Consider the following 14,164-nt stretch of genomic DNA (forward strand, 5'->3'; position numbering starts at 1 on the left):
GCGTTCTTGAAGACCCAATTGGGCGACTCCATGCAAGCCTTCGCCAGGACGGGCTTGCTGGGCGTCACGGAGGCGAATCGCGGCCGATACGACTACGCGTGCAGCCTGGAAAGGGACTTCGTCCGCGCCATGGATGCACAGGTGTGCTGGGGCAACAGCGCGGGCCTGGCCAAGGACATACATCACCTGCTGGTCGCGAGCGAAGCTCCGATTCGGCTGCTCGTCTTGCGCAACACCGTTGCCGCACATCGGCAACTCGAGGAGAGCCTGGCCGACCATGGCAAGCGCGATCCCTCGCGCCTGACAGGGTTCAGGTACTTTGCGCTGCCTGTCGGCTTCGATGCGGACAAGGAGGATCTACGGGACTGGATGGCAGATCACCTCAGGCAACGCCTCTGCGCCGACCTGTTGTTCGGGACGATCTTCGGCCGCCTGGCGGCGCGCGATCTCCGGGCCTTCGTGAATCACGGCGGCCCGTTCGGATTGAAATGCGCCGTGCTCGGACTCTGCGCAAGGCACCCGATATACGCCATGGGAAGCCTGATGACTCAACTCGGAACAAAGTCGAACAGCTCCGTGCGTGAGGTATTGGTCATGCTGACCTCCGCCGGCTTTCTCTACCAGATGCCGCATCAGCAGCCTTGGCTTCCGACGCTCAAGGGGAGATTTCTCCTCGACCTCCTGACGCGTCTTCTCTTCGAGTCCGAGACTCGAAGCGAGTGGTCACCCGAGATCAGGCTGATACTCAACCACTTGAACATCCCCTCGGACAAGCTCCGCCGCGCAGCGGAAATCCAGGAACTCCTGGCATCCAGGCAGCTTGACCCACGCGACTCGCTGGTCGACTTGCTCTGCTCGGCCATTTGGTCTGGCATCTATTTCGATGTCGATTTGCGCAAGGGCATCGATGCCGATCATCCAGTGTTTCGTTCGGAACTCGACTGGAGCAAATTCGAAAACCTCGTTCCGGGCAGCCCGCTGCCTGCCGCACAACTGATGGAGCTCGACTAGACGGTGCGGCACCGCCCCACCGATGGCGTGCACGCGTCGCCCAATCGCCGCGCTTCAGAGCAGCACGATGTCGTACTGTTCCGGATTCATCGTCGGCTCCGCGCTCAGCGAGATCGGCTTCTTGATGAACGCGGAGAGATCGGCCAGGTGCGCGCTCTCCTCGTCGAGCAGCATCTCGACGACCGCCGCGCTTGCGATCACGCGGAATTCCTTCGGGTCGAACTGGCGCGCCTCGCGCAGGATCTCGCGCAGCACGTCGTAGCAGACGCTGCGCGGCGTCTTCACCTGGCCGCGGCCGGCGCAGGTGGGGCACGGCTCGCACAGCATGTGGGCCAGCGACTCGCGCGTGCGCTTGCGCGTCATCTCCACCAGGCCCAGGCCGGTGAAGCCGCTGACGGTGACCTTGGTGCGGTCCTTGGCGAGCTGCTTGCGGAACTCGGCCAGCACGTTCTGCTGGTGATCCTCGCGCGTCATGTCGATGAAGTCGACGATGATGATGCCGCCGAGGTTGCGCAGCCGCAGCTGGCGCGCGATGGCGCCGGCGGCCTCGAGGTTGGTCTTGAAGATCGTCTCGTCGAAGTTGCGCGCGCCCACGAAGCCGCCGGTGTTGACGTCGATCGTCGTCAGCGCTTCCGTCTGGTCGATGATGAGGTAGCCGCCGCTCTTCAGGTCGACGCGCCGGGCGAGCGCGCGCGCGATCTCCTCCTCGATGTTGAAGAGGTCGAAGATCGGCCGTTCGCCCTTGTAGTGCTCGAGCCGGCCCACCGAGCTCGACGCGTAGGTCTCGCCGAACGTGCGCAGCGCGTCGTGCTGCAGCTTCGAATCGATGCGGATCGTCTGCGTGCTCTCGTTGGCGATGTCGCGCAGCACGCGCTCGGCCAGGCTGAGGTCCTGGTGCAGCAGCGAGCCCGCCGGCCGCGACAACGCGCGCTCGCGGATGCGGTTCCACGTCGTGCGCAGGTAGGCGATGTCCTCGGACAGTTCCTGGTCGCTCGCCTCCTCCGCATTGGTGCGCAGGATGAAGCCGCCGCCGCCCTCGGCCGGGTTGCCGGCGAGCGCGATCATGCGCGCGCGCAGCTGCTCGCGCAGCTCGTGCGAGCCGATGCGCTGCGAGATGCCGATGTGGTTGTCGTGCGGCAGGTAGACCAGCAGCCGGCCCGCGATGCTCACCTGCGTGGTCAGGCGCGCGCCCTTGGTGCCGATCGGATCCTTGACGACCTGCACGGTCAGCGCCTGGCCCTCGAAGACGAGCTTCTCGATGGCCGTGGGCACGCCGTCGGGCTTGGTGGACGGATGGCCGTGCAGGTCGGCCACGTGCAGGAAGGCCGCGCGCTCCAGGCCGATGTCGATGAAGGCCGACTGCATGCCGGGCAGCACGCGCGCCACCTTGCCGAGATAGACGTTGCCGACGAGCCCGCGCTCCAGCGAGCGTTCGAGATGCAGTTCCTGGATCGCGCCGTTCTCGATGATCGCGACGCGCGTCTCTTGAGGCGACCAGTTGACCAGGATGTCGTGCATGGCGATACGGTCTCGGGTTCTCTTATTCTTCGAACAGGACCCCGGCTTGCAGCAGGAGCTGCGCAGTCTCGTGCAGGGGCAAACCCATGATACCGGAGTAGCTCCCGCCGATGCGCTCGATCCACGCGGCGATGCGGCTCTGGATCGCGTACGCGCCGGCCTTGCCGAACGGCTCGCCGCTGGCGACGTAGGCCTCGACCGCGTGCGGCGGCATCGCCGCGAAGCGCACCGTCGACACGCTCAACGCGGACGTGCGCGCGCGGCCCGACGCCAGCGCCACCGCCGTCATCACGCGATGCGTGCGGCCCGACAGCCGCTGCAGGGTCGCGACCGCGTCGTCGGCATCGACGGGCTTGCCGAAGATGCGCCGGCCCAGCGCCACGGTGGTGTCGGCGCACAGCACGGGCGCCGGCGGCAGTCCACGCTTCTTCATGCGCGCGACGGCGGCGGCCAGCTTCAGCTGCGTGACGCGCTCGCAATAGACGGCGGGGGCCTCGCCGGCGACGTGCTCCTCGAGCGCCTCGGCGTCCTCGTCGGGCGATGCGAGCAGCAACTCGTGGCGCACGCCCAGCTGGTCGAGCAACTGGCGGCGGCGCGGGCTTTGGGAGGCGAGGTAGATGAACGCGTGCGTCTTCATTCGCGGTGATACGGATGGTTGGTCGACAACGACCACGCGCGATACAGCGCCTCGGCCAGCATCACGCGCACGAACGCGTGCGGCAGCGTGAGGTCGGACAGGCGGCAGGTCTCGTCGGCCGTGGCCTTCAGGTCGGGGTCGAGGCCGTCGGGGCCGCCGATCAGGAACGCGACGTCGCGCCCGTCGCCGCGCCAGAACTCGAGGCGATCGGCGAGCGCGCGCGTCGTCCAGCGCGTGCCGCGCTCGTCGAGCACGACGCGGCGCACGCCCTGCGGCAGCACGGCTTCCAGGCGCTTCGCCTCGGCCTGCATCATCTGCGCGGCCACCTTGCCACCGGTGCGCGGCTCGGCCTTGACGGCCTTGAGCTCGAGCCGCATCTCGGGCGGGAAGCGGCGTTCGAACTCGTCGTACGCGGCCTCGGCCCAGGCGGGCGGCTTCTGGCCGACGGAGGCGATGATCAGGCGCATGGCGATGTGACGTGAAAACGGCGACCGAAGTCGCCGCTCGTTGCGAGACGCAGACGCATCAGCCGCGGCGCGCCGCGATCTTCTTGGCGACCGCGACCTTGGTGGCCGCCGTCTTCCTGGCGGTCTTCTTGGCGGCGGTGGCCGCGTTGCGCGAGCTGTTGACCGGCACGACGACCTTCTTGACCGACGCGACCTTCACCGGCGCCTTGCCCTCGCGCGCGGCGGCGGAGCCGGCGCGCGTCTTGGCGGCGGCGGCGAGCTTGCCGGCGGCCGTCTTCGGTGCCGGCTTGGCGCGGCCCGCCTGCGAGCCGGCCGGCTTGGTGGCCGCGGCCTCGCGGGCGGTCAGCTTCTTCGCCGGGCCGCGCGTGGACGTCGAGCGCTCGGCCGGCGTCTTGGCGCGCGGCAGCGGCGCCGCCTTGCCCGCGGCAGCCTTCTTCGCCGCCGGCTTCTTGAGCGCGGCCTTCTTGGCCGGCGTCTCGTCATCGGCGTCGACCGGCTTGGCGGCCTTCGCGCGCTTCTTCGGCCTGGGCGTCTCGTCCTCGTCCTCGTCGTCGTCCGAGCCCTCGGCCTTCACCAGGCCGGTCGCCTTCGTGTTCAGCTTGATCGCCACCGGCTTGCCGCCCCAGATCTCCTCGAGGCGGTAGTAGTCGCGGATCGACGGCTGCATGATGTGCGCGACCGCCGCGCCGCAGTCGACGATGATCCACTCGCCGTTCTCCTCGCCCTCGGTGCGCAGCACGTCCATGCCGGCCGACCTCACCGCGTCGCGGACGCTGGCGGCCAGCGCCTTCGTCTGGCGATTGCTCGCGCCGGCCGCGACGATCACGCGCTCGAACAACGGCGACAGGTGCTCGGTGTTGAAGACCTGGATGTTCTGGCCCTTGACGTCTTCCAGGCCATCGACGATGGCGCGTTGCAGTTTGCGGATGTCCATTAATTCTTCTTGCGGTTTGCGAATCGGGAGGGTTTCCAGCTCACGGCTGGGCGATTCGGTAGAGGTGGTGGTCGGCAATATAGCGCGCTACCGGCGTGCCGACCAGCGCCGTGACGTCCAGCCCGGCCGCGGCGCGCGAGCGCACCGTGGAGGCGGAATGCGGGAGCGGCGTCATCTCGACGATGCGCAGCGTGTGGGGAACATCGGCCAGGCCGGGCGCGGCGCGGACGCGATCGGCATCGCGCGCGGCCACGGCGAGACCGGCCAGCGCGAGGATCCCGCGCCAGTCGTGCCAGGTGTCGAAGCGCGCGTACTGGTCCTGGCCGATCACCAGCCACCAGCGCGTGCCGGGTTGCTCGGCGTGGAGCTGGCGCAGCGTGTCGACGGTGTAGCTGGGGCCGGCGCGGTCGAGCTCGCGCGCGTCGATGGAGAAGCGCGGCTCGCCTTCGGTCATCCGTTGCAGCATCGCGACGCGATCGGCGCCGGACGCGGGCGCGTGGTCGGCCTTGTGCGGCGACTGGCGCGCAGGCACCCACACGAGCTCATCCAGCGCCAGCTGCGCGAGCGCGGCCTGCGCCAGCGCGCGATGGGCGAGGTGCGGCGGGTCGAAGCTGCCGCCGAACAGGCCGACGGTGCGGGTGGTGGCGGTCAGGGCGTGATCCAGTCGCGCGGACGCAGGAAGTCGGTGTAGAGCACGGCCTCGGGCGTGCCGCCGTCGGGCGACCACTCGTAGCGCCACGCGGCCAGCGGCGGCATCGACATCAGGATGGCCTCGGTGCGCCCGCCCGATTGCAGGCCGAACAGCGTGCCGCGATCCCACACGAGGTTGAACTCGACGTAGCGACCGCGCCGGTAGGCCTGGAAGTCGCGCTCGCGCTCGCCGTAGGGCAGCGCGCGGCGGCGCTCGACGATGGGCAGGTACGCGCCGAGGAAGGCGTCGCCGACCGAGCGCAGCATCGCGAAGCCCTGCGCGAAGCCGAGCTCGGTGACGTCGTCGAAGAAGATGCCGCCGATGCCGCGCGGCTCGTTGCGGTGCTTCAGGAAGAAGTACTCGTCGCACCAGGCCTTGAAGCGCGGATACAGCGCGTCGCCAAAGGGCGCGAGCGCGTCGCGGCAGCTCGCGTGGAAGTGGCGCGCGTCCTCCTCGAAGCCGTAGTACGGCGTGAGGTCCATGCCGCCGCCGAACCAGAAGACGGGCGCGGCGTCCTTCGGGAACGCGCAGAACAGGCGCACGTTCATGTGCACCGTCGGCACGTACGGATTGCGCGGATGGAAGACGAGCGAGACGCCCAGCGCCTCGAACGCGGCGCCGGCCAGCTCGGGCCGCGCGGCGGTCGCCGACGGCGGCAGCGTCTGTCCCTTGACGTGGCTGAAGTTGCAGCCGCCGCGCTCGATCAGCGCGCCGTCCTCGATCAGCCGCGTGAGGCCGTCGCCGATCAGCTTGCCGTCGGGCGGGCGCGTCCAGCCGTCGCTCAGGAAGGCGCCGCCGTCAGCCGCCTCCAGGGCGGCGACGATGCGCGACTGCAGGTCGAGCAGCCAGGCGCGGACGGCCACGACGTCGGGCCTGCCGATCGTCGCGCTCATCGTGGCACCTCGTCCTCGCGCGCGCGCAGGCGCACGGGCGCCGCGAACGCGGGACGCCTGCCCGCGCGGCCGCGCAGGCGCTGCGCGAAACGCGCCAGGTCGGCCGGGGCATCGCCGCTGAGTCGCCAGGCCGAGTCGAGGCCGACCTCGCGGCGCGGATAGTCGAGATACGCCAGCACCACCGGCACGCCGGCCTGCAGCGCCACCTGGTGGAAGCCGCTGCGCCAGCCGGGCGTGCGCCCGCGCGTGCCTTCGGGCGAGAGGCCCAGCCACATGAACTCGTCGCGCTGGCGGGCCTCGACCAGCCGCTGCGCCATCTGGCCGACGACGCCGTTGGGCGCGTCGCGCACCACCGGAATGCCGCCGAGCCAACGCAGCCAGCGCCCGAACAGCGGCACGCGGAACAGCGTGGCCTTGCCCCAGAACGTGACGTCGAGACCCAGCGACCACTTGGCCAGCACGGCCCAGACGAAGTCCCAGTTGGACGTGTGCGGGTACACGACGATCACGCCCTGCCGCGCGGGCAGGCCGTCGGCGACCACGCGCCAGCCGAACAGCCGCATCACGCCGCGCGCGACGCGGCTGCCGCGCAGGCGCACGGGCCGCGCGGTCAGTTCGACGGGCTCGACGACGGACGCCGGCGCCAGGCGCGCCGGCTCGGAGGCCGCGAAGTCGCGACCGCCGGCGTCCCAGCACTCAACGCTTGTGGATCGCACGATGCCCGATGTCGGTGCGATGCTGCTCGCCGTCGAAATGCACGTGGCGCAGCGTCTCGTAGGCGCGGTGCTGCGCGGTGCGTGTCGAGTCGCCGAGCGCCGTGACGCACAGCACGCGGCCGCCGGTCACGCTCGTGACGTCGCCCGCCAGCGCCGTGCCGGCATGGAACACGACGGCCTCGTCGGTGTCGACCGGCAGGCCGGTGATGCGATCGCCCTTGCGCGGCGCCTCCGGGTAGCCGGCCGCGGCCATCACCACGCCCAGCGCGACGCGGCGATCCCACTGCAGCTCGACCTGGTCCAGCGTGCCGTCGGTCGCGTGCATCAGCACCTCGGCCAGGTCGCTCTTCAGGCGCATCATGATGGGCTGCGTCTCGGGGTCGCCCATGCGGGTGTTGAACTCGAGCGTCTTCGGATGGCCCTGCCCGTCGATCATCAGGCCGGCGTACAGGAAGCCGGTGAAGACGATGCCGTCCTTGGCCATGCCTTCGACCGTCGGCAGGATGATCTCGTGCATCACCTTGGCGTGCACGTTGGGCGTGACGATGGGCGCGGGCGAGTACGCGCCCATGCCGCCGGTGTTGGGGCCGGTGTCGCCGTCGCCCAGGCGCTTGTGGTCCTGGCTGGACGCCAGCGCGAGGACGTTCTTGCCGTCCACCATCACGATGAAGCTGGCCTCCTCGCCCGCGAGGAATTCCTCGATGACGACGCGCGGCGCATCGTTGTGCTGCACCGCGAGGCCGCCCTCGGGCTTGAGCATCCAGTCGACCGCGGCATGCGCCTCGTCGACCGTGGCCGCGACGACCACGCCCTTGCCCGCGGCCAGGCCGTCGGCCTTGACGACGATGGGCGCGCCGACCTTGTCGACGAACTTGTGCGCCAGCGTGATGTCGGTGAAGGTCTCGTACGCCGCGGTGGGAATGCCGTGGCGCTTCATGAAGTCCTTCGAGAACGCCTTCGAGCTCTCGAGCTGCGCCGCCGCCCTGGTCGGGCCGAAGATGCGCAGGCCGTGCGAACGGAACACGTCCACCACGCCCTGCGACAGGGGGCCCTCGGGGCCGACCACCGTCAGGTTGATCTTCTCGGCCAGCGCGAACCGGGCCAGCGCCTCGGGCTCGGTGATGTCGACGTTGACCAGGCGCTTGTCCGCCGCCGTGCCGCCGTTGCCGGGCGCCACGTAGACGCGTTGCACGCGGTCGCTTTGGGCCAGCTTCCAGGCCAGTGCGTGCTCGCGCCCGCCGCCGCCGATGACGAGGATCTTCATTCGGAAAGTACCGCGTTGTGATAGACGTCCTGCACGTCGTCGAGATCCTCGATGATGTCCAGCAGCTTCTGCATGCGCGCGCTGTCGTCGCCCGCCAGTTCGACGTGGCTCTCGGGGCGCATCGTCACCTCGGCGCCGTCGGGCTTCAGGCCCGCGGCCTCCAGCGCCTTCTGCACGGCCTCGAACTCGGACGGCGCGGCCAGCACCTCGATCGAGCCGTCCTCGTTGGTGACGACGTCGTCGGCGCCGGCTTCCAGCGCCACTTCCATGATCTTGTCCTCGGACGCGCCGGGCGCGAAGATGAACTGGCCGACGTGCTTGAACTGGAAGGCCACCGAGCCCTCGGTGCCCATCACGCCGCCGTACTTGGAGAACGCGTGGCGAACCTCCGCGACCGTGCGCACCTTGTTGTCCGTCATCGTGTCGATGATGACGGCCGCGCCGCCGATGCCGCGGCCCTCGTAGCGGATCTCCTCGTAGCTGACGCCCTCGAGGTTGCCGGTCGCCTTGTCGATGTTGCGCTTGACGGTGTCGGCCGGCAGGTTGACCGCCTTGGCCTTCTCGATGGCCAGGCGCAGGCGCGGGTTCATGCCCGGATCGCCGCCGCCCGTGCGCGCCGCGACCATGATTTCACGGATGACGCGCGTCCATTCCTTGCCGCGCTTCTCGTCCTGGCGGCCCTTGCGATGCTGGATGTTGGCCCATTTCGAGTGCCCGGCCATAAGAAAACGCTCCTGGAAGACGACGCTGCCCGGAGCGACGGCGCTCGGCGGGCTTGGATTTGGGGGAAACGACCATTTTAGCCGGGCGCCCGAGGCGCGGGCGCCACACCCGGGCCGCGCGCCCTCCGTCGCCCCCGACTTCGAGCAGCCAGCCAGCGAAGGCCCCATCTTCCCGATCCTGGCCGACGCCGACAAGAAGGTCGCCAACCCCGACGCCATGCTGCACCCGAACGCCAGCGCCACGGCGACCGTGCCCTCCGTGTTCGTCATCGACCCGCGGAAGAAGATCCGCCTGGCGCTGACCTGCCCGGCCAGCACCGGCCGCAACGTCGACGAGATCCCGCGCGTGATCGACTCGATGCAGCTGACCGACTCGCGCAGCGTGGCCACGCCGGTCGACTGGAAGGACGGCGATCCGGTGGTGATCGTGCCGTCGCTGCACGCGGCAGCCGAACAAGTAAGCACATGCGGTCCGCTTCGTTGCGCCGCCGCGCCCGCGCGCCGAAACTGGCGCTGCGCCAACGCAAGGGGGCGTGACGGGACGCCAGGGTTGACGGGCCCTGGCGGGTAGGGGGAGCGAGATGTCCAGTCTCGCTCCCTTTTCCTTTTTTGCAGGCAAACTCCTGGCCGATGAACCCGTCGAACCCGAGCGCCGAGCCCTTGCTGGTCGCCTGCCTGTGCGCCCAGTGGTGCCGCACCTGCGACGCCTACCGCGACACCCTCGCCGCCACGCGCGACGCGATGCGCCGCGGCCATCCCGACGCCGCGATGCGCTTCGTCTGGGTCGACATCGAGGACGAGTCCGAGCTCGTCGGCGACCTCGACATCGAGGACTTCCCGACCATCCTGCTCGCCCGCGGCGACCAGGTGCTGTTCTTCGGCCCGGTGCTGCCGCACGCGCAGACGCTGGACCGCCTGGTGCGCAACGCGCTCGACACCGATCTGCCGCCGCTGTCCACCGCGGCGCTGGCGGAGGACGTGCGCGCCCTGCCCGCGCGGCTGCGCGCGCACGAGGCCCTCTAGGCCACGCGCAGCCTGCGCCCCGCGTTGTAGCCGCGCTCGACGTCCACCTTGATCTCCGCCGCGAACTCGCGCAGCTCGGCCTCGAGCCGGCGCCGGAACCAGCGGCCAAGGATGGGCGCGAGGACGGGCCGCAGCGGCTGGGTCAGCGTCAGCTCGACCAGCGTGCCGGTGCGCCCGCCTTCATCGCTGCGGTAGAAGCGCGCGACGATCGAGCGGCCCCAGTGGGCGCCGGCGATGCACTGGTCGAGCACGCTGCCGTCCGGGCGGTCGAGGCGCTCCCAGACCTCGCGCCGTGTGCGCCAGCCGGGGCGCACCAGGCGCTCGAAGCGCGGCCCCGCGGGCCCGGGCGGCAGCTGGCGCAGGCGCTCTCGCGGGTGCACGCGCGCGACGTCCCGATGGCTGAGATCGTTGTAGTGCGCGCGCGCGACGTCGGGCGTGGCGGCGACCCACTCGTCGTGCTGGATCTCGATGAAGCCGGACATGCGCTCTCCTGGCAACACCCATGCCGCGTCGGGAACCGCGCGGCTGGAACCGGGAGACTACGGAAGGACGGCGGCGACGGATTCAAGCGGGCGCCAAGCCCGCTCCGGCGTCAGGGAGTTGCGCTCAGGCGCCGGGCCTGGCGGGCGTGGCGTACCAGAGCGCCGCGAAGAAGTGGCAGGTGGTGCCCGCCAGCACGAACAGGTGCCAGGCGAAGTGCATGTACTTCGCGCGCGAGTCGAAGATGAAGACGATGGCGCCCAGCGTGTAGGCCACGCCGCCGGCCAGCAGCCACAGCAGGCCGGTGGCGGGCATGGCGTGGATCAGCGGGCCGGCCGCGAGCAGCGCCGACCAGCCCATCGCCACGTACAGGCCGGTGGACCAGAGCGGGTGCTTGAGCATGTCCATCAGCTTGACGGCGATGCCGGCGGCCGCCATCGCCCAGACCGCGCCGAACAGCGTCCAGCCGGTGGCGCCGTGCAGCACGCCGAGCGCGAACGGCGTGTAGCTGCCGGCGATGAACAGGTAGATGGCCGCATGGTCGACGCGCGCCAGGATGTTCTTGACCTTGCCGTCGGGAATCGCGTGATAGAGCGTCGACGACAGGTACAGCAGCATCATCGTGACGGAGAAGATGCTCACCGCGACGATGTTGAGCGCCGTGCCGTGCCGCGCGGCCATCACGACGAGGATGGGCAGCGACGCGATGGCCAGCAGGAAGCCCAGCCCGTGGCTGATCGCGTTGGCGATTTCCTCGCCCAGCGTCTGCGGGCGTTCGTCGAAGATGATGGCGGTGGCGGGGGTGGTCATGAGGCGATCGTACCGGCTTTGCCGTCGGGCTTGATGACCACGAGGCAAAGCCCGTGCCCGTCGGATCAGGGCCTGGTCGCGACGAGGTTGATCAGCGTCTCCTCGCGCTCCTTGGGCGGCTTGATGCGCAGCACGCGTTCCATCAGCCCGAGATCCTCGCGGCTCCACCACAGGAACGGGTACGACACCTGCGAGTCCGGCACCACGAAGCCCGCGGCGCGCACCAGCGCGAGGTACTCGGGCGCGGTCTTCTGCACGTCCATCGGATGGCGGAACAGCAGCCGGATGATCCACGAATGGATGTAGCGCCGCGTCGACTCGGCGAACAGCAGCGTGCCGCCCGGCTTGAGCACGCGGAAGAACTCGGCGATCGCGGCGTCCTGGTCGACGAGGTGATGGAAGGTCTGGTGGCAGAAGACCAGGTCGACGCTCGCATCGGCCAGCGGCAGCGCGGCGCTGTCGGCCTTGACGACCTCCGCCGTGCCGCCGCCCGCGGTGCGGACCTGCGCGGCCTCGCGCGTGGCGGCCTCCACCATCTTGGGCGCGATGTCGAAGCCGAGCAGGCGCTCCGGCTTGAAGCGCTCGTTGAGCTTGCGCAGCGAGCCGCCCCAGCCGCAGCCGACGTCGATCACGACGGGATAGCTCGCGCGGCGAGCCGGCATCATGGGCTCGAGGTCGCGCAGCGCGACCTCCAGCACGTGCACGTCCCAGGTGGGCGTCTGCAGGAACCAGTCGCCGAAGGCGGTCTCGGGGATGTAGGCGGGTGAGGTGCGGGCGTGGGACATCGAAGTCGGGTGAAACTCAGGCGCGCGCGACGCGCCAGAAAGTGCTCGTGGCGGCGCGATCCAGGCCCGCGCAGGCGACCTGCGACAGATCGTCCTCGCCGGCGCTGCAGATGGCGACGTGCAGCGCGTCGGCCTCCCACACGCGCACGTTCGCGCCGGCGGGGGCGCACGTCGTGGCGACGGCGTGGCGGAAGTCCCAGGGCGCAGCGCCCGCGGGGCACGCCTTGAACCAGGCCTCCTTGGCCGTCCACGCGGTCAGCAGCGCCGCCTCGCGACGCTCGGCGGGCAGCGCGTGCCAGCACGCCAGTTCGGGCGGCGCGAGCATCAACCCGGCACGCTCGTCCGGCGCGGAGCGCGGGGCGCGCCCGAGTTCGATGTCGACGCCCACCGCGGAGGCCGACACCGCGGCCGCCACCCAGCCGAGGCGATGGGCCAGGCTGACGCGAACCGCGTCGTCATCGACGCCGGGCGCGCTCGCGCGCGGCGCGCATCCGGCCTCGGCGGACACGCTCCAGGACAGGGCGGCGACGCCCGTCGCGGCTTCCAGCAGTTCGCGCAGCAGGCGCCGGCTCGCCGCGAATGCCGCCTGCGCACCAGGCTTCAACCGCGCCCAGCGGGCGCGCTCGGAGTCGCCCACCCACGCCGGCGGCCCCGCCGGCACGGTGGAACCGGCCTCGGGCAAGCGGGCGACGGCGACGCGGATCAGCGCCGTGCCGGTGTCACTTGACGTTGGCGTACGTGCCCCGCAACGTGATGCCGGCCGCGAAGGTGCCGTCCGAGCATTCGATGTCGGTCGGGCTCTTGAACTCCACGTGGTCGCGCACGCTGACGATGTCGACCACCGCGTTCGCGTTCTGGCGCTGCGCGTGCTCGCGGAACTTGATCAGCGCCGTCAGGGCATTCCAGCGGCAGGCTTCCTCGGGCGTCTTGTTGAACGCGTTGGTCCTCGCGTTGCCGGTGTCGGTGCCGAGCTTCTTCAGCACCTTGGGCGAGGGGCCGCCGGCGAGGTAGAAGCGGACGCCGTCCAGCCTTTCCTTCGCCTCGGGCATGTCCAGCACGCTCTGCAGCGTGACCGTCACCACGTCGTTCCTGGCGATGGCGGGCATCGCCAGCGTGGCGGCGGCCAGGGCGGCCACGAAGATCCTCTTCATCTCGTCGTCCTCGGGTTGGGCGGGGCGCAACGGCGCATCAATACCGTTCGCCGTTGCCGGTGCGCACGGCGGCCCGGATCGCGGTGCTCAGGTCGTTGACCCACTGGTTGTACTTCGGATGGATCACGGGCTTGCCATCGACGGTGTCGTAGCCCATCTCGACGCTGCTCTTGTAGCGGATCTCGTAGCTCTTGGCATCGTAGGCGACGTCGACCACCACGATGTGCCCGCCGTTGGACGCCTGGAGCGACAGCACGCCCGGCTGCTCGCCCACGGCCGTCCACCGCCGCGTCAGGCCGCCGTACAGGATCGCCTTGCGCATGGCGTCCAAGGCGAGCGGCTGGCCGTCCATCGTCACGATTTCCTGGCGCCCCAGCTCGCGCATGGGAACGGACGATCGCGCCGCCGACGCTGTCGCAGCGATGGCAAGGCAAAGCGCGAGCAGCGTCGCGCGCAGCGTGAAGGGGGTCGTCATGCCGTCATGCCCCGCGTGGAGATCAGTTGGCGGCCTCGGACGCCGGCGCGCTCGCAGCCTCGGGCGCCACCGCGTCCTCCGAGGGCGGCACGAACTTCGGGTCGCGGGACCAGCGCGCCAGGTCCCTGCCGATGCTCACGGAATCGCGTTCCATGAAGCCGCAGATGCCCTTGAAGGCTCCCCAGAAGCCGCCCATGGTGGTGCGATGCAGGCTGGTGGAGCGCACCACGACGCCGTCGTGCAGGAGCACCGCGTCGAGGCCGAGGCCCTTCGGTCCGGTCCAGTTGTTGCCGCGCGCGCCCCAGATCGTCGTGACGGTGACCTTGAGCACGTCGCCCTGCATCGAGTCCGTGGTGCCCGGACCCTTGTTGGCGCGCCGCAGCGCGTCGCCCACGTGGTGGGCCAGCATGTCGCCCAGCTTGCAGTCGTCGCGCACCTCGGCTCGCGGGTCGGTGGTCGGCGCGAACGCCACGGGCGTCAGCAGCGCGACCGGCGTGGCGGCACCGGCAGCAGCGGCCGAAAGCGACACCGCCATCGCGGCGACGAGTCTATGGACATGCTTCATGGAACTCCTCCTGTTGTGATTT

At 70.3% G+C, this 14,164-nt stretch carries 18 protein-coding genes and 1 pseudogene; 3 read left to right on the forward strand and 16 right to left on the reverse strand.

Annotation, left to right across the window (positions count from 1 at the left end):
- Positions 1–6 precede the first annotated feature (6 nt).
- On the forward strand, positions 7–1,011 hold the full coding sequence (locus tag LPC04_RS00940; RefSeq protein WP_275680301.1) for a hypothetical protein: 1,005 nt from the start codon (positions 7–9) through the stop codon (positions 1,009–1,011).
- Between the two features lie 54 nt (positions 1,012–1,065).
- Here LPC04_RS00940 and rng read toward each other — a convergent pair whose 3' ends face one another.
- Genes rng through LPC04_RS00985 form a run of 9 tightly spaced genes read right to left on the reverse strand, consistent with a single transcriptional unit; the run spans position 1,066 to position 8,853 of the window.
- Positions 1,066–2,529, reverse strand: coding sequence for a ribonuclease G (gene rng, locus LPC04_RS00945; RefSeq protein WP_275680302.1), 1,464 nt, complete (start codon positions 2,527–2,529; stop codon positions 1,066–1,068).
- A gap of 22 nt (positions 2,530–2,551) precedes the next feature.
- Complete coding sequence (locus LPC04_RS00950) at positions 2,552–3,166, reverse strand: Maf family protein (RefSeq protein ID WP_275680303.1); 615 nt, start codon at positions 3,164–3,166, stop codon at positions 2,552–2,554.
- Positions 3,163–3,633, reverse strand: coding sequence for a 23S rRNA (pseudouridine(1915)-N(3))-methyltransferase RlmH (gene rlmH, locus LPC04_RS00955; protein ID WP_275680304.1), 471 nt, complete (start codon positions 3,631–3,633; stop codon positions 3,163–3,165). The genes LPC04_RS00950 and rlmH overlap by 4 nt, the downstream gene beginning before the upstream one ends.
- A gap of 58 nt (positions 3,634–3,691) precedes the next feature.
- On the reverse strand, positions 3,692–4,567 hold the full coding sequence (gene rsfS / locus LPC04_RS00960) for a ribosome silencing factor (protein WP_275680305.1): 876 nt from the start codon (positions 4,565–4,567) through the stop codon (positions 3,692–3,694).
- Positions 4,568–4,607: 40 nt separating this feature from the next.
- The gene (gene nadD, locus LPC04_RS00965) at positions 4,608–5,294 is read right to left on the reverse strand and encodes a nicotinate (nicotinamide) nucleotide adenylyltransferase (RefSeq protein ID WP_275680306.1); all 687 of its coding nucleotides are present in this window, start codon (positions 5,292–5,294) and stop codon (positions 4,608–4,610) included.
- Positions 5,216–6,151, reverse strand: a complete 936-nt coding sequence (gene hemF / locus LPC04_RS00970) for an oxygen-dependent coproporphyrinogen oxidase (protein WP_275680307.1) — start codon at positions 6,149–6,151, stop codon at positions 5,216–5,218. Before hemF ends, nadD begins: the two co-directional genes overlap by 79 nt.
- Positions 6,148–6,867, reverse strand: a complete 720-nt coding sequence (locus LPC04_RS00975; protein ID WP_275680308.1) for a 1-acyl-sn-glycerol-3-phosphate acyltransferase — start codon at positions 6,865–6,867, stop codon at positions 6,148–6,150. The genes hemF and LPC04_RS00975 overlap by 4 nt, the downstream gene beginning before the upstream one ends.
- Positions 6,848–8,131: a phosphoribosylamine--glycine ligase gene (purD, locus tag LPC04_RS00980; protein WP_275680309.1), complete on the reverse strand. Its 1,284-nt coding sequence runs from the start codon at positions 8,129–8,131 to the stop codon at positions 6,848–6,850. Before purD ends, LPC04_RS00975 begins: the two co-directional genes overlap by 20 nt.
- Positions 8,128–8,853, reverse strand: coding sequence for a YebC/PmpR family DNA-binding transcriptional regulator (locus tag LPC04_RS00985; RefSeq protein WP_275680310.1), 726 nt, complete (start codon positions 8,851–8,853; stop codon positions 8,128–8,130). The genes purD and LPC04_RS00985 overlap by 4 nt, the downstream gene beginning before the upstream one ends.
- Before the next feature lie 169 nt (positions 8,854–9,022).
- Here LPC04_RS00985 and LPC04_RS00990 point away from each other — a divergent pair.
- Both LPC04_RS00990 and LPC04_RS00995 read left to right on the forward strand, forming a co-directional pair.
- A pseudogene (locus LPC04_RS00990) lies at positions 9,023–9,424 on the forward strand (thioredoxin domain-containing protein); the annotation flags it as partial.
- 59 nt (positions 9,425–9,483) lie between these two features.
- The gene (locus tag LPC04_RS00995) at positions 9,484–9,876 is read left to right on the forward strand and encodes a thioredoxin family protein (RefSeq protein ID WP_275680311.1); all 393 of its coding nucleotides are present in this window, start codon (positions 9,484–9,486) and stop codon (positions 9,874–9,876) included.
- Here the strand turns inward: LPC04_RS00995 and LPC04_RS01000 are convergent.
- The 7 genes from LPC04_RS01000 to LPC04_RS01030 all read right to left on the reverse strand — a co-directional run bounded on the left by LPC04_RS01000 (position 9,873) and on the right by LPC04_RS01030 (position 14,142).
- On the reverse strand, positions 9,873–10,358 hold the full coding sequence (locus LPC04_RS01000; RefSeq protein ID WP_275680312.1) for a hypothetical protein: 486 nt from the start codon (positions 10,356–10,358) through the stop codon (positions 9,873–9,875). The genes LPC04_RS00995 and LPC04_RS01000 overlap by 4 nt on opposite strands.
- Positions 10,359–10,482: 124 nt before the next feature.
- Complete coding sequence (gene trhA / locus LPC04_RS01005; RefSeq protein WP_275680313.1) at positions 10,483–11,166, reverse strand: PAQR family membrane homeostasis protein TrhA; 684 nt, start codon at positions 11,164–11,166, stop codon at positions 10,483–10,485.
- 65 nt (positions 11,167–11,231) lie between these two features.
- The gene (locus LPC04_RS01010) at positions 11,232–11,951 is read right to left on the reverse strand and encodes a class I SAM-dependent methyltransferase (protein WP_275680314.1); all 720 of its coding nucleotides are present in this window, start codon (positions 11,949–11,951) and stop codon (positions 11,232–11,234) included.
- 16 nt (positions 11,952–11,967) lie between these two features.
- Positions 11,968–12,633 (reverse strand): 4'-phosphopantetheinyl transferase family protein, encoded by a 666-nt coding sequence (locus LPC04_RS01015; protein WP_275680315.1) that lies wholly within the window; start codon positions 12,631–12,633, stop codon positions 11,968–11,970.
- Between the two features lie 37 nt (positions 12,634–12,670).
- On the reverse strand, positions 12,671–13,102 hold the full coding sequence (locus tag LPC04_RS01020; RefSeq protein WP_275680316.1) for an excinuclease ATPase subunit: 432 nt from the start codon (positions 13,100–13,102) through the stop codon (positions 12,671–12,673).
- Positions 13,103–13,139: 37 nt separating this feature from the next.
- Complete coding sequence (locus LPC04_RS01025) at positions 13,140–13,577, reverse strand: hypothetical protein (protein WP_275680317.1); 438 nt, start codon at positions 13,575–13,577, stop codon at positions 13,140–13,142.
- Between the two features lie 22 nt (positions 13,578–13,599).
- Positions 13,600–14,142: a hypothetical protein gene (locus LPC04_RS01030; RefSeq protein ID WP_275680318.1), complete on the reverse strand. Its 543-nt coding sequence runs from the start codon at positions 14,140–14,142 to the stop codon at positions 13,600–13,602.
- Positions 14,143–14,164 lie beyond the last annotated feature (22 nt).

Origin of the sequence: Scleromatobacter humisilvae (assembly GCF_023231945.1) — a bacterium.
GTDB lineage: Bacteria > Pseudomonadota > Gammaproteobacteria > Burkholderiales > Burkholderiaceae_C > Scleromatobacter > Scleromatobacter humisilvae.